Consider the following 18,356-nt stretch of genomic DNA (forward strand, 5'->3'; position numbering starts at 1 on the left):
TCATGATCATCCACAAACGGTTTATTGCCAATGTACTTATAAGGAAAAGACGGTATATCTTGCGTCTTGTGGAATGCAAGAAGCCGATTCGAAAAAAAGAGCGCATCGGATTGAATGGGAGCACATTATGGCGGCTGAGCATTTTGGGAAGCAGTTTGCTTGTTGGCGTGAACCATTGTGTCAGAGTCCAAATGGTAAAGCCTATAAAGGGCGTCGTTGTTGTCAAAAAATGGATGAGCGGTTTCGCCATATTGAAGCGGAACTCTATAATTTATGGCCAGAGGTCGGTTTAATTAATCAAGCACGGTCAAATTATCGATTTGGGGTGTTACCTAATCATGATTCTTATATGGGATGTACTATTAAAATTGATAAATTTTCACGAAGGGTGGAGCCTGCGGATGAGGCTAAAGGGGTGGTAGCCCGTGCGTATCTTTTTATGGCGGAATATTATCACTTGTCCTTAAGTTCGTCGCAACGCCAATTATTCGAGGCGTGGAATCAACAGTTTCCACCAAATGCTTGGGAGCATACCTGGGGGAATCAAGTTGCTGCGATTGAAGGATACCCCAATCCTTACATTACCCAATGGAATAATAAAAATTGAATACAATTGAGTAATTGCGGTTTAGAAATTACTGGTTCTTTTGGAAACGCCTTGAGAGTTCGCTCCTGCGGCGTATGGCGCAGAGCGAGCGCATTTACTTTATGTTCAACGAGAAATGCTCTTGCGAATTCAAAGCCTGCTCAAGTTCTTTGAGGAATATCTCCAACTGAGTACCTATGGCCAATCTATCCTTCATTCTTACTTCAAATAAGGTGGTCATTGCGTCTAGGTCGATTTTTGCTAACATAGGCGATGGTGTGAACATTTGTTTTGCGTCGTTATTATCTGCCCGAATAGTGCCATAAATAGCGCCATACAGCTGACCTAAAACGGAGGAGTTCCACCATTTGAAGATGCCACCCCAATAACCATGAACATCTAAACGTCGCATAAATCGTTCTGCGGTGAAGGTTGTTTTTGCGGAAAAAGAATAATCTAGGTCGCAATAATGTTGTGCTACATGTGCTGAGACTAACGTTTGTGCTTTACCTACTTCCTTACCGAAGTAGATTCCTGGTTGAGGTAATAACCGATAATCTTTTACATAAGTACCCAGTGTTTTAAGTAATGGAGTAAAACCAAAGTGGGGTTCATTTTTATGAGTTATCCCATGCAAAGTATAAGTAATTCCTTTGTTCTCAACTTCCTGATATTGATTGAGTAATTCTAAAACAATTTCTTTCTTTTTTTGAAATGATAAAAGCTTATCTTCTCTAATGCAGCGAAGAAACATACCCCACATGTAGCGGGTGTCTAAAGCCCCTAGAATGTATTGAAATGCCGAAATGTTCGAAAAATGACGGTTTGAATAATCGATTACCGCGCCTTTTTTAATCATTAAGGTGAGGTCTATTTTTTTCAAAAAGTTCATGGCATCGTCTTGTTCTCCACGAACCACGCACTCTAGAAAAGATGAAAGAAAAAAATCATGGGTACGAAATAAAAAATGGAACCTTTTGCAGGTTATAGACCAGCAATAGGCCTCTGTTGTATTCAGATAGCTACTCGTTTGTTTGAGTATGTTTATAGGAAGGGTGGGCTCTTCTTTTTCAGATTCCATACAACTCTCTTAAATTTGTGTTGAGTGTTTATTATACATCAATAAGGTATTTTGAGCATCTATTTGGAAGCGATAAGTTGCTTTTCGTGATTTCGTGTAATAATGCGTACTTCGTCCCGGCAAAAATAGGTTTTATACCGCCGTGTGCGGGTGATAGGGTTGCAGTATTCTATTCTGGTGTGATTTCATTCATGACTTGAGTGTTCTAAAAAATAAATAGTGAATATTCTCCAAGAGTTAACTTTTGTGAGTTTATTCTTTTAATGTTCGGGGATTTACAGCACCATTAGGGCTCTCTATCCTCTTTGCATCAGCAATTAAAAAAGGTAGCGATGATGATTTCTCGTGATGGAAAAAAAGGGGGCTCAGAATGTTTTCGTTGGGAGTCAATTTCCATGATGCGAGCGCCAATGATTCAAGCAGAACTCGCGCCCCACTTCATTCGAAAAACGTATGCACTGCCAGTGTATTCAAGTAAAGTACAAGCAGGTTTTCCATCGCCTGCTGATGAGTACATTCAGGGGCATTTGGATTTAAATAGTAAGTTCATTCGCAATCCTTCGGCAACCTTTGTGGTGCAGGCCACAGGGGATTCCATGACCGATGCGGGTATTTTTTCGGGTGATTGGTTGTTGGTGGATAAAAGTTTGGACGTAGCTGATGGTAATATTGTGATTGCCGCCATCAATGGTGAATTAACGGTGAAACGCTTATCGCGCACGAAAGGGCGTGTGCAATTGCTGTCAGCAAATCCTAAGTTTCCACCTATTGACATCACTGAAGAAATGGACCTGGTAATTTGGGGTGTGGTGACGTGTGTCTTTCATGAGTTACTCTAAATATGTTTGCCCTCATTGATTGCAACAATTTTTTTGCCAGTTGTGAGCGTGTGTTTCGACCGGATTTAATAAATACACCTATTGTGGTTTTGTCGAATAATGACGGGTGTTGCATTGCGCGCTCTAATGAAGCCAAGGCATTAGGCATTGCCATGGGCGTGCCTTATTTTCAAATCCAACACATGTGCCGACAGCATGGCATCAAGGTGTTTTCCTCCAATTACACCCTCTATGGAAACATCAGTCAACGAGTAATGAATACTATTGAAGCGAGCTGGCCCCATGTGGAGTTCTATTCTATTGATGAAGCTTTTCTGGATTTAAGTTCGATGCCTACAACCCAACATGAATCATTTTGTCGGGATTTACAAAAAAAGATTTTAAAACATGTGGGAATTCCCACATCTATTGGGATTGGGAAAACCAAAACGTTAGCGAAAGTAGCGAATCATTTATGTAAAAAAGTGCTTCACGTGCCTGTGGTGAACATCACACATCAGATGCAATTATTAAAACACATTGATGTAGGGGAGGTATGGGGAATAGGGCGCTCATGGGATAAAAAATTACGTGCTCAAGGCATTCACACTGCCTATGACTTGTCCGTAGGCAATCCCCAAGTGTTAAAAAGGCAATTTAATGTGGTGTTGATGCGCACGGCCATGGAGCTTTGTGGCGTTTCATGTGGAGGACTTGAAGACGCCACATTAAAACAAAACATCATGTCGTCCAAATCCTTTGGTACCCTGCAAACAGATGAGTTTGCCCTGGCGCAAGCGGTGAGCAGTCATTGCGCTCGCGCGGTGGACAAAATGCGTCAGCAAGGGTTAATTGCCCACAGGATGTCGGTGTTTGTGTGTACCCCTCGTTTTCGTCAGGATTTGGCATATTATGCTCAATCTATTGAAACCCATTTTGTAAATCCTGTCGATGATGTACGAATCATCACAAAGAGGGCCAAAGAGTGTGTGCAGCGCCTGTTTAAACCAGGATATTTTTATAAGAAAGTAGGTGTGTGTCTTCATGAGTTGATTCCCAAAACAACGCAGCAATTGGATTTGTTTGAACAACCGAATGAGGCGCAGCGCATTCATGCCGAGCGACTGATGAACGTGTTGGACCAAGTGAATCAAAAATACGGACGCAGCACGCTTCGCTTGGCGGCCGAAGGTTATGCAAAGCCCTGGGCGATGCGTTCGGAGTTAAAATCCCCTGCATATATGAGTCGCTGGTCTGAACTCCCTAAAGTGCGTGTGTATTAGGTGTTTAGGGTGTGAAATAAGAAATTTCTGCGGTGTTAATCAGTTGTCTCTTCTGTATCAACAAAATACAGATGTTTATACTAAACGAGTTTGACACAGCCATCAATCGACAGGAGGTCGAACTTGAATCCTTAGGGGCTTAAGGTGTGTTGATGCTGTGTTCAAGCACGAAGGCCTCTTTTCTGAAACTCCTATCATGTCTGCTTCGTTTATTTAAATCGTACGTGGGAAAACTGTCCTTTATTCTTTAGTAGGCTCAATAGTGTTGATGTATTTTGAAATAAAATCGAAGAGAAAACCAGCGGATGAGATTGATTGACTTTTGGGTAGAAACCGCCATAAACTAATCTTTAAGGCGTGCCGTGCTGGTGCTAGTAACACCAGCGCGTCGAGTAAGAAGATGGCATTACTGCCATCCTATCCTCTAAGAACTGTACGTGCAACTTTCACTGCATACAGCTCAAGCTCTTCTAAGGCTCTCTACGTAGGGGCCCGGTTACACATCCACGGTTGCGGCTGTGCCACTGCTCATGACAAGTGGGATGCAAGAGGACAAGATTGTTTCTATGATTTTTTCCCCCATCTCTTCGACGAGTCAGGTGGTGCAAGTGCCAGCCAGTCTGCTGATTCAATTCTTCATGACATATAGGACAAGAGTGTTTTTGCCTGAGTAAAAATTTCTGAATGTATTTACTGTATTCAGACTTATGTATATCTCTTGTTTTCCTTTGTTCGAGATAGAGTCCATATTGTGGGTCGTAGGGATTAACTTCGCTACGAATTTTTATATGGAGTTTAATAAATGTCTCTCGAAACAGTCGTAGAGAAATTGATTTGGTGTCGGGTGTGGTTCCGCAGAAGGTCCAGGCGGAGTGAGGAGTCACTCGGAAATACTGTTTTTTAATCCACCGTTTTCCTTTATTTGGATGCCTTCTGTTTGCCCAGCGCCATGTTAGGATAAAGACTTGGTGATCGAGATATGAGAACACCTGTTTGCTTTTGCAGTGGCGATAATAGTTAGCCCAACCCCGTATGATGGGGTTCAAATTGGTTATTAACGTTCCTGTTTTAGCTTGTTGGTGCGTTTTAATAATGGTTTTTATTTTGCTCCTGATTTCTTTGATTTTCTTTTTCGCTGGTTGAATTCTTAATTTAGAATCCAGTTTACGGAAGTTGAATCCTAGGAAATCAAAACCATTTTGGATAGGAGTTATATGAGTTTTTTCCTTCGATAAGGTGAGTTCCCTTGGTGCGAGGAATTTCTCTACCGCCGGTTGAACCTTGTTTTCCAGTAGTTCTTTTGAGTTTCCTGTAATAATAAAGTCGTCGGCGTACCGGATGACATGTACTTTTCCTCTTTTGAATTGGAGTTTGATGGTGCGTTCCAAACCATCGAGGGTTAAGTTTGCCAACAGAGGAGAGATAATTCCGCCTTGAGGAGTTCCTTGATTACTTGGGTAGAGAACTCGTTTATCTACATATCCCGCTTTTAACCATTGAGCGAGTATCCGTTTATCCATAGGAATCCATTTAAGGAGCCAGTCATGTGCGATGGTGTCGAAACAGGCTTTGATGTCTGCTTCTAAAACCCATTGTGCTGAACCTTTTCTTTTACTGCTCGCTATGGAAGGCGGAACGCCGAGGCGAGGAGACCGCGATAGGCTGCGATTTACGCAGACAGCCCGAAGGGATGCGGAGTAAATCTTTATGCAGCCGTAGAGTCATTGGTGCAGGCATACGTATTGCTCGTTCAGAGCAATCGTGCCGGAAACAGGACGGTCGCGGCCTTTAACCTGTCGCGTTGGCGAGTGAATTCTGGGGACTGGGATGTCCCAGAATTTTTAACGAGGTAGCGACACGCTTACGAGCGCCTTGCGGCAAGCTTCCATAGCATCTGCTGTTGAGCGGAGTTTGCGAAAGCCATAAGAATTAGGGTCGGCATAGTATTCGGCAATGGGCGCTAGGGCTAAACTATATAACGCTTGTTTTGCTCGGTCGTCCATACAGGGAATACTTAATGGTCGCTTTTGATTGGGTTTACCTGGTTTCGGTATGTATATTCGGCGTAAAGGTTTCGCTCGGTATTGATGGCGTCGTACGATTGGAATCGCTTTGCTTTTCTGTTGGTGTGTCCGCCATAATATCTTATCAATACCCGGTGTTCGTTTTCCCGTATTTTCTGTCACCTGTCTTATCGCTACAGCAGATGCAGCGAGTGAACTGGTTAGAAGGTTTTGTAACGCACGGACCTTGCGTTTGTTTCCTTCCTGTGTAGCCTTTACGATTCGTGATTGGAGCCGATTCACAGTCTTGTAGGCTTGATGCCAGTTAATCTGGTGCCAATTTAAGGTGTGTGAGGCCGCGTCAACTCTATTTCTAGAGCTCCTTTCCTGCGTACCTGCTTTCATTCGGTGTCCTAATTGGTTTCGTAATGAAGAACCAGATGGAAGTGGGCTCGTTTTCACGTGAGGTGATGTTGTTGTCTCAACCTCTATCCATCTCATTACAAGATGACCTTCGCTTTTTCCATCCTCCTTTACCTGCTTACCCATGGTATCCTTTGCAGGCTACTTTCCCCGTGGGAGGTAAACAGGCTTACCATGTTCCGTTTTATTGCCGAGATGGGTTAGGTTTCTTCTGTTCACCGGTAGTGCTTTGTTCGCGATAGGAGAAGTGCAAGCTCCTATACCGACTACTTACCTTTTGGTTAAGCTTATCAGTACCTTTAGCTGTTTTTGGTTACGATGATTTAGAGGATTCATTTCGTTTTAACCATACCACCTTTCCTAGCGCCTGACCTTTAGATACTTGAGGTCTAAGAGTACTCTCACGATTACTCTTACTGTATTAGTGGCTTCATTGTCTCCAAAGCTTCACACCATCTCATTGCTAAGATCGCATGTTTGGATAGGAAACAGTTGGCGAAACAACTGGTTTCACCCTCTTAGTTGAGTTGAAACAATCAATAAAACGACTTCATGTCGCACTGCACTAACCACAATCCTAGCGCTAACTAAGTTTGTGGCTAAGTACAGTGTATCATATTTATTGCGCGTGACAATTTGCGTGTGCGCATGTATCTATGGTTTGCCATGGGTCATAACTCAATAGAGCATCGCAGTCGCTCTTTGGTTTTCTCTAAAGCCACTTGCTCGTGCAGCGTGCACGGCATGCCTTCTTTGATTAATTTCATTTTTTCTTAGGAATTTTTTTGAAGAACTGCATGCTCCATCGATTTAATCCCATTGTGCTTATTGATGACAATCCACACACGGCGCATCTCATTTTGCGTTTGTTTCTCCATTTAGAGCATGACATCACCTACGTGACTACTCAAGAGGAATTAGATCTTAACACCACTCCATATCATCTCATGTTCATTAATCTGGCATGTTTGCCTCAAAATCAGAGTTTAATCCGTCACTGCATGGACTGGGTACCCGATGAGATACCGGTGATTAGTTATTTTCCGAGGATTCTTTTGAATGATTTTAAGTGCACCAAGCAACGCTTCAGCACCTGTATTGATGATGGCTGGATGCTTCATTCTCAATTAGTTCAATGGCTCAAACGTGTGACTCATATCCCTTCCTGATTACACTTTAAACGGCACCATGGATTTTTCTTATGAGTACGGGTGGTTTCCTTTAAATTGAGCCATGCCGCACTCGCTTTAGTTAAGCTGGGTATTAAGCGGCATGATTTATTAGCTCATTCATAAAAAAGGAGTTGAATGGTTTCTTAAATTTCTGTATTGTTTCTCAAGGAAACTTTAAGGTGCATTATGAATTTAGATACGGTTGATGAATTACGCTTTTATTCACGCGAGCTGATTCGCGAATTGGGTTTTTTAAACGAGAATGCTCAAAATGATGAATTAAATGTGGCGCAAATTCATGTATTACTTGAGTGTGAGCGTTATGGAATTATCGAACAACAGCTTTTGGTTAACAATTTAAGAGTAAATAAATCCTACGTCAGTCGATTAATCAAATCCTTAATCCACCTTGATTATGTTACTTTTTATGAAGTCGATGAGAATAAAAAAAATAAACCCATCCGCCTGACTCATTTAGGGTTAATGAAAGTTAAAGAGATTAATGAACAGGCAAGAACCAACGTGGCTTCTGCGCTTCACTATTTAACACCCGAAGAGCATAAGACGGTTAGTGAAGGATTAAGAGGGTACAGTCACGCACTTAAAAAATCACGTACGCTTCAAGGCGTAGTGATTCGTCCTATTGAGAAAAAAGATAATGAATCTCTTTGTGTTTTAATCAAAGCGGTTTTAAGTGAGTTTGGTGCCAATAAACCAGGTTTTGCCTCGATGGACGAAGAAACCCATTCGATGTATGAGTTTTATCAAGAACAGGGACAAAGATACTATGTTGCTGTAAAGGACCATAGATTATTGGGAGGGATAGGATTTGCTCCGTTACACGGGGCGAGTCCTGATGTGTGTGAATTACGTAAGATGTATTTAGACAAAGGAAGTAGAGGGCTGGGACTTGGTAATGAGTTGTTGCGTCGAGTAATGCACGATGCGACCTCCAGCTATAAAGCAATGTACTTGGAAACGTTATCGCAGATGACGCAAGCGATTTCTTTATATCGTAAAGCAGGGTTTGAGTTTTTAACTCAGGCGATGGGGGATACAGGACATTACGGGTGTGATACGTGGATGCTCAAACAATTGGTGTTGGATTAACTCACTGTAAGCAGGTCTCATCGAATAATGCGCGCCAATTGATAGAGAAATTAAGTGTAAGGATAACAAAGGTGAGTGACGTCTCTTATTGGGTCTATATATTACTTTGCGAAAACAATACGTATTATACTGGGTATACGAATAATCTTGAAAAGCGTTACTTATCTCATGTTGACGGTACCGGTAGATGTAAATACACGCGTAGTTTTAAGCCAATAAAAATTGCCCAATCCTGGGAAATCAACGATAAATTAACCGCAATGAACGTAGAGCGTTTTATTAAAAAATTATCGCGTGTAGAGAAAGATAAATTGGTTCTTGATCCGAGTTTATTGAATATAGGGTACTAAACCTTAAATCCAGTGATCCTATTATTGAATTAATGTATGAGATGGCTGTTTGCAATCGATAAGAAAACGAAGGATGATCTTTTCTTTGATGAGGGTAATGAAAAAAAATAAAATGAGTCACAAAAAAATCTTTACATGACATTGGAGTAAATAATAAAATCAAAGTATTTGTTTCTTTTGAAGTCATCTTCGAGAAAATTCATACAGCATGGAATAATGTTTCTTTATGATTCAGAGAATAAAAAGCTATAACACCATTGTATTAAATATGGCTACCTTTAGCAGCCTAAGGATGCTGACCGGAGCTGTGTCCGTTATCTATATGTTTCAGGCAGGTGTGGGACTAGATAGCATCGCTTATATAAAAGTCGTGCAAGCGCTTATCACTTTGTGTTTTGGTATTTTTATTGCTCATCGAATGGATGGTTTTGATCGAAAATCAATGTACCTGATTTCCATGATTGCCTCTTCATTATGGCTTTTAATGTTTTTTTTAGGAGGATGGTGTCTTCATATTTTTTATTTCTATATCGCTGAACTATTTAATGCCATCGGTTTAGTTATTTTTAATAGTATTTATAATGCTTATCTTTTAGATGAATATTTTAAGATAGAAAAAAATAAAGAGTTTGAATCTATTTTAGGTAAATACACGAATTTATCTTTTTTAGGAATGGCGGTTTTTGCAGGGATTGGTTCTATTGCTTATCAATACCTCGGTGAATACTTATTTTTTGCAGCGTTTGTATTCATGGTGATTCTAATTATTAATGGATTTTTATTCTTACCTGCTCAGAAAGGGCGTCATAACAATGTTTTAGTAAGTTCTAGAAAAAGTTATGAAATAAAATTAATAAAAAGAAAAGTACTGCAATTATTACCTTTTATTGCTCCATTAATGTTTGTTTCCTTATTTTATCAAGTGGTGATTCAATATTGGCAAGTTCTTGCGTCAAGTATTTCTGTAGTACAACAAAATCCTTACTTCCTTGGTTTGATATTTATAATAAGCCTTTGTCTTCAATCTTTAGCAGGAAAACTTGTCAGGCATATTCGAGTGAACATTTTAACCTTGAGTTTTTTTCTTATTTTGATATCGCTTCTCTTTTTAAGTGCATCACTTCGACTTTCAAATAGTTATTTCATGATTTTGGGCCTTAGCCTTTTATTCTTTAGCGTAAGAATCACTATAATATTAACCAATGCAAAGTCTCACAAAAACATTACCAAGCAAATAAGAGCAAGATTTGATAGTTTCTTATATGTGTTGACTACGGTTTTATCAGGAGCTGGCCTTTTAATCTCGGGATACTTCATTAACTCTTATGGGATACAGAGCTTAATCATTATTGGGCTAATCCTCATGATGATTGCTTATTTAAGCTTGATTCTTTTATCTCACAACTTAATTATCCGAGCAATAGCGGCAGTGTCCAGATATCGGACAGTCAATATAATCTTGTTCAAAGGTAAATGAATTCATCCCATATCTTTTATTTAGCGATTTAATGCGTTCTGTGTTTCCTGAAATAAAATTAATAATGTCGTTCACCGCGAGAATGGATGCTAAGAAGTTATTCATTGGCGCGGAAGGTGCTTTGTAATTAGAATTCACCAGTACCAGGCGCTCATCAATTTCTTTATGTTCATCTGTATAGATATTAGTACATAAAGGGCATGAAGAAACCCTAGGGATATAAAATGGACCCACACAAGAAATATCTGCTAAGTATCCAACACTTAATATGGGTATTCTGCGAGAGGTCGCAAATCGAGTAACCATTTCTAATGCGTTATCACTATCTGCCGATAAAATAATTAAGGATACATCGCTATTATTCAGTTCTAGACGTTCTAAGTTTGAATTTATTTTCTTTATATTAAGGGTCGAGTTTATTTTTTTAAGACTACGTTCCAATGCGTCCACTTTTTTTTGACCTACATCTTCTTCGGTAAACAGAAATTGTCTATTGAGATTGGAGATTTCTACCACATCATCATCTAAGAGAATTAGATTTTTTGCTCCCAATGAGGTCATGGTAAATGACATAATATTTCCTATGCCACCACATCCGGCAATCAAGAAATTCATTTCCTGAAGTTTTTCGCGTAATGCTTTGCTGTCTATGCCTTGATACTCTAAATAAATATCATTCCTGCTGTATCTTGAAGAAAGATCAATCTGATTGTTTATTAGGATCTTATGTTCAAGGGCATATTCAAGCGAGTTTTGTTTTATGTGATTATGAATCATAAATTCATTAAGTTCTAAAGAGTTTCTAGGTTCATTACAAAAATTGGCGATTTCAATCACCTCAAAGAAAAACTCTTGATTGGTGATAATTTTTTGTCTTGAGCCAGTAAAAATGACATTATTTCCATCGAGAGTAAATGCTTCAAAGCAGGGGGATTTAATATAATTCATCATGATTCACATATGGAGTTTAAATACTAAGCATGCATCAAGATACATGCTTAAAAAGGCGATTATTTGAACTTTGTGAATTGCTTAGTTGTGTGGTTTGCCAATCATCATGAGCTCCTTTATGGTTGTGGTTAAAAATATATTCTTTGTATATTGAGAATGGGGGATTAATGTTTATTTTGATAAGCAATAGACATTGGTATCTCTGTGTTCCCCATTCACATTTTTGATGTGATTCTTTATGCTCTCTATAAGTAAAAAACCAGAATTTTTGGCAAGCTTATTACTTGGCATATTTTCCGCATCATTAGTAATGTATATTTTTGTGGCACCTAAAGTTTTAAATGAATAGTCACATAAGGCTTTTAGTGCTTCGGACATGTATCCTTGATGAGAGAAGTCGGTACCCATCCAATAGCCTATATTAAAGCTATTCTTTTCATTCTTATAATTAAAAGAGTGGATTCCTATACATCCCATAAACACTTTATGGGTTTTATCAAATATTGCGAGTTGAAGATTTTCGTTTCGTAAATATTTCTCATGGCAATCAATACAAAACGCTTTGGTTTCTTCTTCTGTAGGAATGGGGGTTACCCAAAACAACCATTGAGAAAGGAAAGAGTGAGATTTTTTTATTTCCTTATTTAATACTTGATAATATTCTTCTTTGATTGGTTCTAAAAGAAGTCTTTCTGTCTCAATCATTTTTCTATCCTTAATATAAATCCTATGACAATCATTCATCATTTAAAAATAAAAGTCAAACTGAAATTTTTATGTCCATAAAATACTTTGCTGATTCATCAATGTCAGGGCTTAATCAATAAATGTAATGAAGGTTTTAAAAACCTCTTTCGGAAAAGATTAAATTGAAGTGGTTATATAAAGCTTTAAGGTTAATTTAAAAAAGTCACATTATCATGTGATACTTGGTCAGTTGATTGTCAGAGACCAGTTATGTGAAATAAATTGTTCAGTATCTGGTGAGTCCTAAAGATGTTACTACAGATAAAGAATCAGGAATTTTTTATGGTTTAATTATCGATTGTAATTTTGCCGCCAACACTGCGGCCACAATTTTTTCAATTGAATGGAATGTGAAGAAACGTTTAGAGTACATACTGTATATAAATTAGGTCTATGATACTATAGAACATAAAATAAGAAAGGCTATTGACTATATTTTTCTGGAACTCCAGAAATGTTTTAGGTTCATGGTGATTCTTCATTTGACAAGGCCTCAAAAATTGATGTCTCAATAATTACATGATTTGTGCAATTGGTTCTAACATTAATAGTAAATACTGATCAAATAACCTCATACAGTCAGAGACGAACTTTTCTAACTGATTTGTTTTTTCCAGTAGAAGATACTTTGCTATATCATGCTCTTTAAGCTCAGTTGCTAATGCAAAAATATATTTTCTATTATGATGCTTCCGGGCTATTGTTAATCCATTAAATAATCCAAAAGAAATTCTTCCACTCATAGTTCTTTTTTCATTACCATGTATATGAGTTACTTGTTCCCATGGAAGAACTATAAATTTAGTATCTTCTATGACTCGTTTTAATGGATCATTTAGTATAAGTTTTTCATCATGATAAAAGTCAATCCAATCTTCATGAGTACAAAATCTGTAGGAAAGTCCTGCGTCTAATCCCAAAAAATAAAAGTAGTCGCACCCTAACAACTTTAGGGAATGAAAAACTAGGTAAAATTGTAATTCGAACATCTCAGGAAAAATATTGTGTATGTTTCGCGCTTTTAGTGTTGTACAAATATCCATGCTGCTATTTTATTACATTCAGTGATACAATAATCTAATCAATCTCTACTGGGATGTAAATGAAAAAAGTTACTTTAATCTCTGCTTTTTTAGGAACCTTGATTGAAGTTTATGATTTTACATTATTTCCTTTCCTTATTCCGATCTTATCTGAAGTGTTTTTTTCTTTTCAAGAAAGCGGCAACGCAATCAATTTTACCATTTTAGCTTATGCCATTAGTTATGTTGTTAAGCCTTTGGGTTCTATTGGCTTTGGATATTTAATAGATCATTTTGGTCGAAAAAGGGTGTTGCTTGTTACAACTATTCTTATGACGATTGCTACATCAGCAATTGGTTTGCTTCCATCAAATATTATGGGGATTTATTATGGAGCAGGTCTAATTATTTGTAGAATTGTCCAAGGGATATCAATTTCTGGAGAGTTTTCTTCAGCAATAATCATGGTTGTGGAACAAGGAAAGAAACCTTCGGCTTTTTCTGGTAGCTTTGCATTTGTTGGTGGGAGTGTAGGTCTTTTATTAGCAAATCTTAGTGTTTTAATTCTTGTTTATTTGATGCCCCATGAGCAAATCATTGAGTATGCCTGGCGTGTTCCTTTTTTAATTGGCAGTTTTGGTTGTTTTGTTTTGATCATGATTAGGTGTAAAGTCGATTGCTTTATCTCTGAAGCATATGAGTATTCGAGTTTTAGCAATCTTCTCAAAAGCCACAAGAGAGAGTTGTTAACCACATTTATAGTTTCAAGCCTTTCTGCATCAGCTTTTTATATTACATTTATTTTTATGCCTACAATGTTATCAACGTCATTAAATCTACATTCTCACCAACAAGCTCTTATGATTACAATAATAGTATTATTGGTGTACATCATATTATTGCCATTTATGGGGGTTTTAGCTGATAAAATTGGGGTAGAAAGGCAAATAAAAATTGCTGCATTATTTTATTTATTATTTTCGTATATGGCTTTTGCTGTTATAGCTCAAATGAATAGTATTTGTTGTATTGTTATGTTGATTTTTTTCGCAATAATTCAAGCCTTACTTAATTCAGCATTACCTGTATATATGGTATCTCTATTTCAATTAAATCAAAGGGGTAAGGCTCTAGCCATTTCCTATAACATGAGTTTGACTATATTTGGCGGATTAATGCCTTATTTAATTGTAACTTCAAAAAATCAATTAAATGCAGGTATCCCAATAAGTATGTGTGCTATTGTATGTTTGATTTTTATTCATTTTAAAGGAAAAAAATATGATTATTTACGAAGTGAACCTAGCTATTGACGGGGATATTTATTCTCAGTTTCAATTATGGTTAAAAGAGCATGCCAAAGAAATGCTGCAGTTCCCGGGATTTATTAAAGCCAGTATTTTAAAACCTGAAAATGAAGATGTTTCTGGGAAAGAAAAATTAACAGTTCAGTATCAACTGGAAAATCGAGAATCTCTAAATGTTTATTTTTCTCAATTCGCAGCTAAGATGCGCGATGAAGGGATTAGGATGTTTAAAGATAAATTCTCTGCAGAGCGAAGAATTTTTGAAGTACAAGATAATATCTTAAAATAGATATACGCAATAAACGTATTTTATATTGATGTTATACCTTTTTAAGGTATATAATGTATTTACTTACAAGTACATTTATATCTATAAGGATGCAATTATGGAAAAAAGGGTTTTTAAAGAGGCTGAAGCAGCAAATTATATTTGTATGAGTCGTTCTTTTCTCTCTCAAGATAGAGCTTATGGAACCTTAGCAAATAGAACTCCTGGCCCTAAATACATTAAAATTGGTCGGTCTGTTCGCTATTTAAAAGATGATCTTGATTCTTGGTTGGAATTGCACAGAAAATAAATAAAGCTGTGATTGGCTCATGGCTTTTCAAAACTAATATGTTTGAATTGCTCCGTCACAGTATCTTTTAATAAAGCATCTATCTGCGCAGCAAAAGGTTCATAAAAAGATGGGCGCCGAGGAAAAATCCTATCATTTATCCAATAAATCGGCCATCCATCAATAGTTTCAATACAATCTTTAGCAAAATTTGTAATTTTAAATTTTTCTTCAACTTGAATACAGCCACGTAGAAAATATCAACATAGGATTGGACAATTGGGAAGTCTTTGGTAGGTAATTGATTTTCCGTTGAGGTTATAGTGTATATCCAAACTTGTTTTTGAGTTGAAAAGTTTGAAGATTGAGAGAGGAACACGAAGTTATCCAGATTAATTTTTTTTCTGCAATAAATACTTTCTCTTTTATCATACTTGCTGATGTTTGACGGTTCGCTCAATTGGTAACTTACGCCAATAAAAGAAGAACTTTTATTTTCAATTACAGATAAAAATGTAGCATTTACTCCGGGTAAATTACCGTGCCCGCCCAAATTCTTTTATATCCTTTTATCAAAATGGAGACATTGTCTTCAGCAGATGGATCTGTTCTTCTTTTAGATGTCTCATCGATTAAACTTCCATAGCCAACAATATATTGTGGCAGATTAGGATTAATTTCTGGATGACAGTCAAAAGCAAAAGAAGGGAGGGAGAGTGGCAATAAAATAATTAACGCAAATTTCTTCATATAGCGACTATATCCATTTGATTAGGGTTCAAAGATAATTAACTATTCATCATTGCTGATTGCATCATCATATATAGTTTTACAATTTATACTATACTCATTCAATCAATATGCACCCTGTGCGCACCCTGTAAATTAAATTAGGTTAGATGTATTTGGCGTAATCCCTTGATTTTAATGGCGTCCCGGAGAGGATTTGAACCTCTGACCTGCCCCTTAGGAGGGGGCTGCGCTATCCATCTGTGCCACCGGGACGTAGATGCTAAGTCTACCTTTATCGTTCGTAAATAACAACCTAAGCAAGGTAAACGTATTTAAATTTGTCCAATGATCTTGGCTAAGCAATCAATCTGAGTACAAATCTTTGTATTACAGCTCGAATCCCATATCAGTTAGTATTTCCTAATGTATTTTCATTCTAAGTATCACCAAAAATTATTATTTCAGGTAGAAGGCAGCAATTATTATGAAAGGTTCCAAATAGTTGCTGCGCTATTTGGAGTTACCAGAGCTTATTATGCACAGGAGCGCCATGCTGGTGTATGGGAGCGCCATGCTGGTGTATGGGAGCGCTATGCTGGTGTATGGGAGCGCCATGCTGGTGTACAGGAGCGCCATGCTGGTGTACAGGAGCGCCATGCTGGTGTACAGGAGCGCCATGCTGGTGTACAGGACCAACCCTACGTATAGTATATATTGGTGGATGAACATTAACAGGGGCTGGTGGATAAAAACTTGGGCTATGCTTTGGAACTCTTGCATAGTGATAGTGGTTGTTTACGAAGCAGTTATCACTGCAACAAGCCAATAAAAACATGGTTAAGAAGCAGCCGCCAATAAAAATAGGAACAAATGGAGCAATGCTGATTGCTGATATTGCAAAAGTCGCTTTAGTTGCTGTGAATGCAGTTGTTGCTGCGGTTCCAAATTTAAACATGGCTATAGTTAGTGCAGTGGCTGCTACTGCTGCAGCAGTAATGAGAGCTCCCATGCATTTTAGTAAAAAGTAGTAATTAGTTTTTTCTTGCGATTGTTTTCCTTTTACCATTGTTCACCTCTTTTTTAATTTTATGTTAAGAAATGTATCAGTTACTTTACCAAAATGGAAGAGAAAATTTGTAAGAGAGGTTGAGCAAAGCAGAGGTTATTGTCTTATGTCAAAGTATAGAATGATTAAAAATTGAAGTGTAAGCCAATACTAACTCGGAGGGTTTTATAGATGGTTAGGCTAGGATATTGAGAAGATTTTGTATGATTTAGCAGATTGATAAATTCTAAGTCAGGGATGAATAATCCTGAAAATACAGTATGTTTTACAGCCTATACACAGAGTTATCCACAGATTTTGTGGATAAATTTTAAAATAAAAAATTGGTTATAACCCTTATAGAATAAGGGTTTTTTGGGGATTTTATTTCAAGCTGTTTTTTAGCTATACGAAATGCTTAAGAGAGATATCCACAGAAAGGCAGGAAATAAATTCACTACAAGGCCTGTTATGATAGCAAAGAAAAAGATAAAAAACAGCTTTAACTTAAAAGTTTTTATGGCTGCAGAAAAGGAGTCGGGCAAAGCAAGAGCTATTGCCCAATAAAGGATGATTATTGGTCCTCATCCTCATCATCCCAGCTTAATGTACCACCAGCTTGATATTCAATAACGCGAGTTTCAAAGAAGTTTTTCTCTTTCTTCAAATCAAGCATTTCACTCATCCATGGGAACGGATTTTCTGCGCGTGGATATTGCTCCGGTAAACCAATTTGGCTTAAGCGGCGATTAGCAATGAAGTGCAGATATTCTTCGAACATTTCTGCGTTCATTCCTAAAATACCATGTGGCATAGTATCTTTAGCATATTGATATTCCAGCTCAACACCTTGTCGAATTAAATGAATCATTTCTTCTTTGAATTCAGGTGTCCATAGGTGTGGATTTTCAATTTTAATTTGATTAATTACATCAATACCAAAATTCATGTGCATGGATTCATCACGTAAAATATATTGGAACTGTTCAGAGGTCCCTACCATTTTGTTACGACGTCCCATGGAAAGAATTTGTGTAAAGCCTACATAGAAAAAGATTCCTTCGAATACAACATAAAATGCAATTAAATCACGTAATAAACGTTGATCATTTTCTGGTGTACCCGTATGAAAGGTTTCATCACCTAAACTCTGTGTAAAAGGAAGAGCCCAAGCTGCTTTAGTGGCAACAGAAGGAATTTCTCGATACATATTAAATACTTCAGCTTCGTCTAATCCTAAGCTTTCAATGACGTATTGATAAGCATGGGTATGCAATGCTTCTTCGAATGCCTGACGTAAAAGGTATTGTCTGCATTCTGGGTTTGTAATATGTCGATATACTGCTAATACTAAGTTATTGGCAACCAGTGAATCGGCAGTAGAGAAAAAACCCAGGTTGCGTTTAATGATTAAACGCTCATCTTCAGTTAAACCATAAGGGTCTTTCCACAGAGCAACGTCAGCGCTCATGTTGATTTCATTAGGCATCCAGTGATTAGCACATCCAGCTAAATATTTCTCCCAAGCCCATTTGTATTTAAATGGAACTAATTGATTTAAGTCAGCGCGGCAATTAATGATTTGCTTATCATCAACGTGGATACGCGCTGCTCCCATTTCGAGAGTTTCATAGCCTGTAGCTCCTATAATACAGGAAGTTGTAACATGTATATTCATATTTGACATTAAAA

At 37.7% G+C, this 18,356-nt stretch carries 20 protein-coding genes, 1 tRNA gene and 2 pseudogenes; 13 read left to right on the forward strand and 10 right to left on the reverse strand.

Translation table 11 applies throughout. The features are described from left to right. Window positions 1-607: endonuclease (locus tag QM652_RS02405; protein WP_415072556.1), on the forward strand; the 607-nt coding region annotated here is incomplete at its 5' end. A gap of 94 nt (window positions 608-701) precedes the next feature. Here the strand turns inward: QM652_RS02405 and QM652_RS02410 are convergent. Continuing rightward, on the reverse strand, window positions 702-1,667 hold the full coding sequence (locus QM652_RS02410; protein WP_415072557.1) for a hypothetical protein: 966 nt from the start codon (window positions 1,665-1,667) through the stop codon (window positions 702-704). A 335-nt stretch (window positions 1,668-2,002) separates the two neighbouring features. On the opposite strand from QM652_RS02410, the gene QM652_RS02415 reads away from it, so the two are divergent. Further along, a complete protein-coding gene (locus tag QM652_RS02415; RefSeq protein WP_415072666.1) occupies window positions 2,003-2,506 on the forward strand; it encodes a LexA family protein in 504 nt (167 codons plus the stop codon). Window positions 2,507-2,508: 2 nt separating this feature from the next. Beyond that, window positions 2,509-3,768: a Y-family DNA polymerase gene (locus QM652_RS02420; RefSeq protein ID WP_415072558.1), complete on the forward strand. Its 1,260-nt coding sequence runs from the start codon at window positions 2,509-2,511 to the stop codon at window positions 3,766-3,768. Between the two features lie 470 nt (window positions 3,769-4,238). Here QM652_RS02420 and QM652_RS02425 read toward each other — a convergent pair whose 3' ends face one another. From QM652_RS02425 to QM652_RS02435, 3 genes and pseudogenes are all read right to left on the reverse strand, one after another. Further along, the gene (locus QM652_RS02425; RefSeq protein ID WP_415072668.1) at window positions 4,239-5,477 is read right to left on the reverse strand and encodes a group II intron reverse transcriptase; all 1,239 of its coding nucleotides are present in this window, start codon (window positions 5,475-5,477) and stop codon (window positions 4,239-4,241) included. Window positions 5,478-5,645: 168 nt separating this feature from the next. After that, window positions 5,646-5,846: pseudogene (locus tag QM652_RS02430) on the reverse strand (reverse transcriptase domain-containing protein); the annotation flags it as partial. A 39-nt stretch (window positions 5,847-5,885) separates the two neighbouring features. Then, window positions 5,886-6,320, reverse strand: a pseudogene (locus tag QM652_RS02435) (reverse transcriptase N-terminal domain-containing protein); the annotation flags it as partial. Between the two features lie 671 nt (window positions 6,321-6,991). Between QM652_RS02435 and QM652_RS02440 the strand changes: the two are divergent. The 4 genes from QM652_RS02440 (at window position 6,992) to QM652_RS02455 (ending at window position 10,303) form a co-directional block, all read left to right on the forward strand. After that, window positions 6,992-7,363 (forward strand): hypothetical protein, encoded by a 372-nt coding sequence (locus QM652_RS02440; protein WP_415072559.1) that lies wholly within the window; start codon window positions 6,992-6,994, stop codon window positions 7,361-7,363. 189 nt (window positions 7,364-7,552) lie between these two features. Further along, window positions 7,553-8,476, forward strand: coding sequence for a bifunctional helix-turn-helix transcriptional regulator/GNAT family N-acetyltransferase (locus QM652_RS02445; protein WP_415072560.1), 924 nt, complete (start codon window positions 7,553-7,555; stop codon window positions 8,474-8,476). A 71-nt stretch (window positions 8,477-8,547) separates the two neighbouring features. Continuing rightward, complete coding sequence (locus QM652_RS02450) at window positions 8,548-8,826, forward strand: GIY-YIG nuclease family protein (protein ID WP_415072670.1); 279 nt, start codon at window positions 8,548-8,550, stop codon at window positions 8,824-8,826. A gap of 226 nt (window positions 8,827-9,052) precedes the next feature. Next, window positions 9,053-10,303 carry an MFS transporter gene (locus QM652_RS02455; RefSeq protein WP_415072561.1) on the forward strand — a complete coding sequence of 417 codons (1,251 nt, stop codon included), beginning with the start codon at window positions 9,053-9,055 and terminating at the stop codon, window positions 10,301-10,303. On the opposite strand, the gene QM652_RS02460 is transcribed toward QM652_RS02455, so the two are convergent. From QM652_RS02460 to QM652_RS02470, 3 genes are all read right to left on the reverse strand, one after another. Continuing rightward, window positions 10,232-11,254 (reverse strand): ThiF family adenylyltransferase, encoded by a 1,023-nt coding sequence (locus tag QM652_RS02460; protein WP_415072562.1) that lies wholly within the window; start codon window positions 11,252-11,254, stop codon window positions 10,232-10,234. The genes QM652_RS02455 and QM652_RS02460 overlap by 72 nt on opposite strands. A gap of 171 nt (window positions 11,255-11,425) precedes the next feature. Next, window positions 11,426-11,959 carry a GNAT family N-acetyltransferase gene (locus tag QM652_RS02465; RefSeq protein ID WP_415072563.1) on the reverse strand — a complete coding sequence of 178 codons (534 nt, stop codon included), beginning with the start codon at window positions 11,957-11,959 and terminating at the stop codon, window positions 11,426-11,428. 557 nt (window positions 11,960-12,516) lie between these two features. Further along, complete coding sequence (locus QM652_RS02470; RefSeq protein ID WP_415072564.1) at window positions 12,517-12,921, reverse strand: hypothetical protein; 405 nt, start codon at window positions 12,919-12,921, stop codon at window positions 12,517-12,519. Between the two features lie 182 nt (window positions 12,922-13,103). Here QM652_RS02470 and QM652_RS02475 point away from each other — a divergent pair, with 182 nt between their 5' ends. The 3 genes from QM652_RS02475 to QM652_RS02485 all read left to right on the forward strand — a co-directional run bounded on the left by QM652_RS02475 (window position 13,104) and on the right by QM652_RS02485 (window position 14,908). Next, window positions 13,104-14,336, forward strand: coding sequence for an MFS transporter (locus QM652_RS02475; RefSeq protein WP_415072565.1), 1,233 nt, complete (start codon window positions 13,104-13,106; stop codon window positions 14,334-14,336). Then, window positions 14,305-14,619 (forward strand): DUF4286 family protein, encoded by a 315-nt coding sequence (locus tag QM652_RS02480; protein ID WP_415072566.1) that lies wholly within the window; start codon window positions 14,305-14,307, stop codon window positions 14,617-14,619. The genes QM652_RS02475 and QM652_RS02480 overlap by 32 nt, the downstream gene beginning before the upstream one ends. Window positions 14,620-14,716: 97 nt before the next feature. After that, window positions 14,717-14,908: a helix-turn-helix transcriptional regulator gene (locus QM652_RS02485; protein ID WP_415072567.1), complete on the forward strand. Its 192-nt coding sequence runs from the start codon at window positions 14,717-14,719 to the stop codon at window positions 14,906-14,908. Between the two features lie 501 nt (window positions 14,909-15,409). Here QM652_RS02485 and QM652_RS02490 read toward each other — a convergent pair. Next, window positions 15,410-15,637, reverse strand: coding sequence for a hypothetical protein (locus QM652_RS02490; RefSeq protein ID WP_415072568.1), 228 nt, complete (start codon window positions 15,635-15,637; stop codon window positions 15,410-15,412). A 178-nt stretch (window positions 15,638-15,815) separates the two neighbouring features. Further along, window positions 15,816-15,892, reverse strand: a tRNA-Arg gene (locus QM652_RS02495). A gap of 150 nt (window positions 15,893-16,042) precedes the next feature. Between QM652_RS02495 and QM652_RS02500 the strand changes: the two genes are divergently transcribed. From QM652_RS02500 to QM652_RS02510, 3 genes are all read left to right on the forward strand, one after another. After that, window positions 16,043-16,327, forward strand: a complete 285-nt coding sequence (locus QM652_RS02500; RefSeq protein WP_415072569.1) for a hypothetical protein — start codon at window positions 16,043-16,045, stop codon at window positions 16,325-16,327. Between the two features lie 83 nt (window positions 16,328-16,410). Continuing rightward, entirely contained in the window at window positions 16,411-16,647 is a 237-nt protein-coding gene (locus QM652_RS02505; RefSeq protein ID WP_415072570.1) for a hypothetical protein, read from the forward strand. A gap of 431 nt (window positions 16,648-17,078) precedes the next feature. Next, complete coding sequence (locus QM652_RS02510) at window positions 17,079-17,231, forward strand: hypothetical protein (RefSeq protein ID WP_415072571.1); 153 nt, start codon at window positions 17,079-17,081, stop codon at window positions 17,229-17,231. A gap of 7 nt (window positions 17,232-17,238) precedes the next feature. Here the strand turns inward: QM652_RS02510 and QM652_RS02515 are convergent, their stop codons facing one another. Further along, on the reverse strand, window positions 17,239-18,351 hold the full coding sequence (locus QM652_RS02515) for a ribonucleotide-diphosphate reductase subunit beta (RefSeq protein WP_415072572.1): 1,113 nt from the start codon (window positions 18,349-18,351) through the stop codon (window positions 17,239-17,241). Between the last annotated feature and the right edge of the window lie 5 nt (window positions 18,352-18,356).

This window comes from Legionella sp. (assembly GCF_047605385.1).
Lineage (GTDB): Bacteria > Pseudomonadota > Gammaproteobacteria > Legionellales > Legionellaceae > Legionella.

Excerpts from the sequence above, each read along its gene's own strand:
- QM652_RS02480 (WP_415072566.1), top strand. The coding sequence starts at position 14,305 with ATGATTATTTACGAAGTGAACCTAGCTATTGACGGGGATATTTATTCT.
- QM652_RS02410 (WP_415072557.1), bottom strand. The coding sequence starts at position 1,667 with ATGGAATCTGAAAAAGAAGAGCCCACCCTTCCTATAAACATACTCAAA.
- QM652_RS02465 (WP_415072563.1), bottom strand. The coding sequence starts at position 11,959 with ATGATTGAGACAGAAAGACTTCTTTTAGAACCAATCAAAGAAGAATAT.
- QM652_RS02455 (WP_415072561.1), top strand. The coding sequence starts at position 9,053 with ATGATTCAGAGAATAAAAAGCTATAACACCATTGTATTAAATATGGCT.
- QM652_RS02475 (WP_415072565.1), top strand. The coding sequence starts at position 13,104 with ATGAAAAAAGTTACTTTAATCTCTGCTTTTTTAGGAACCTTGATTGAA.
- QM652_RS02485 (WP_415072567.1), top strand. The coding sequence starts at position 14,717 with ATGGAAAAAAGGGTTTTTAAAGAGGCTGAAGCAGCAAATTATATTTGT.
- QM652_RS02490 (WP_415072568.1), bottom strand. The coding sequence starts at position 15,637 with ATGAAGAAATTTGCGTTAATTATTTTATTGCCACTCTCCCTCCCTTCT.
- QM652_RS02515 (WP_415072572.1), bottom strand. The coding sequence starts at position 18,351 with ATGTCAAATATGAATATACATGTTACAACTTCCTGTATTATAGGAGCT.
- QM652_RS02415 (WP_415072666.1), top strand. The coding sequence starts at position 2,003 with ATGATTTCTCGTGATGGAAAAAAAGGGGGCTCAGAATGTTTTCGTTGG.
- QM652_RS02440 (WP_415072559.1), top strand. The coding sequence starts at position 6,992 with ATGCTCCATCGATTTAATCCCATTGTGCTTATTGATGACAATCCACAC.
- QM652_RS02510 (WP_415072571.1), top strand. The coding sequence starts at position 17,079 with ATGCTTAAGAGAGATATCCACAGAAAGGCAGGAAATAAATTCACTACA.
- QM652_RS02445 (WP_415072560.1), top strand. The coding sequence starts at position 7,553 with ATGAATTTAGATACGGTTGATGAATTACGCTTTTATTCACGCGAGCTG.
- QM652_RS02420 (WP_415072558.1), top strand. The coding sequence starts at position 2,509 with ATGTTTGCCCTCATTGATTGCAACAATTTTTTTGCCAGTTGTGAGCGT.
- QM652_RS02460 (WP_415072562.1), bottom strand. The coding sequence starts at position 11,254 with ATGATGAATTATATTAAATCCCCCTGCTTTGAAGCATTTACTCTCGAT.
- QM652_RS02500 (WP_415072569.1), top strand. The coding sequence starts at position 16,043 with ATGTATTTTCATTCTAAGTATCACCAAAAATTATTATTTCAGGTAGAA.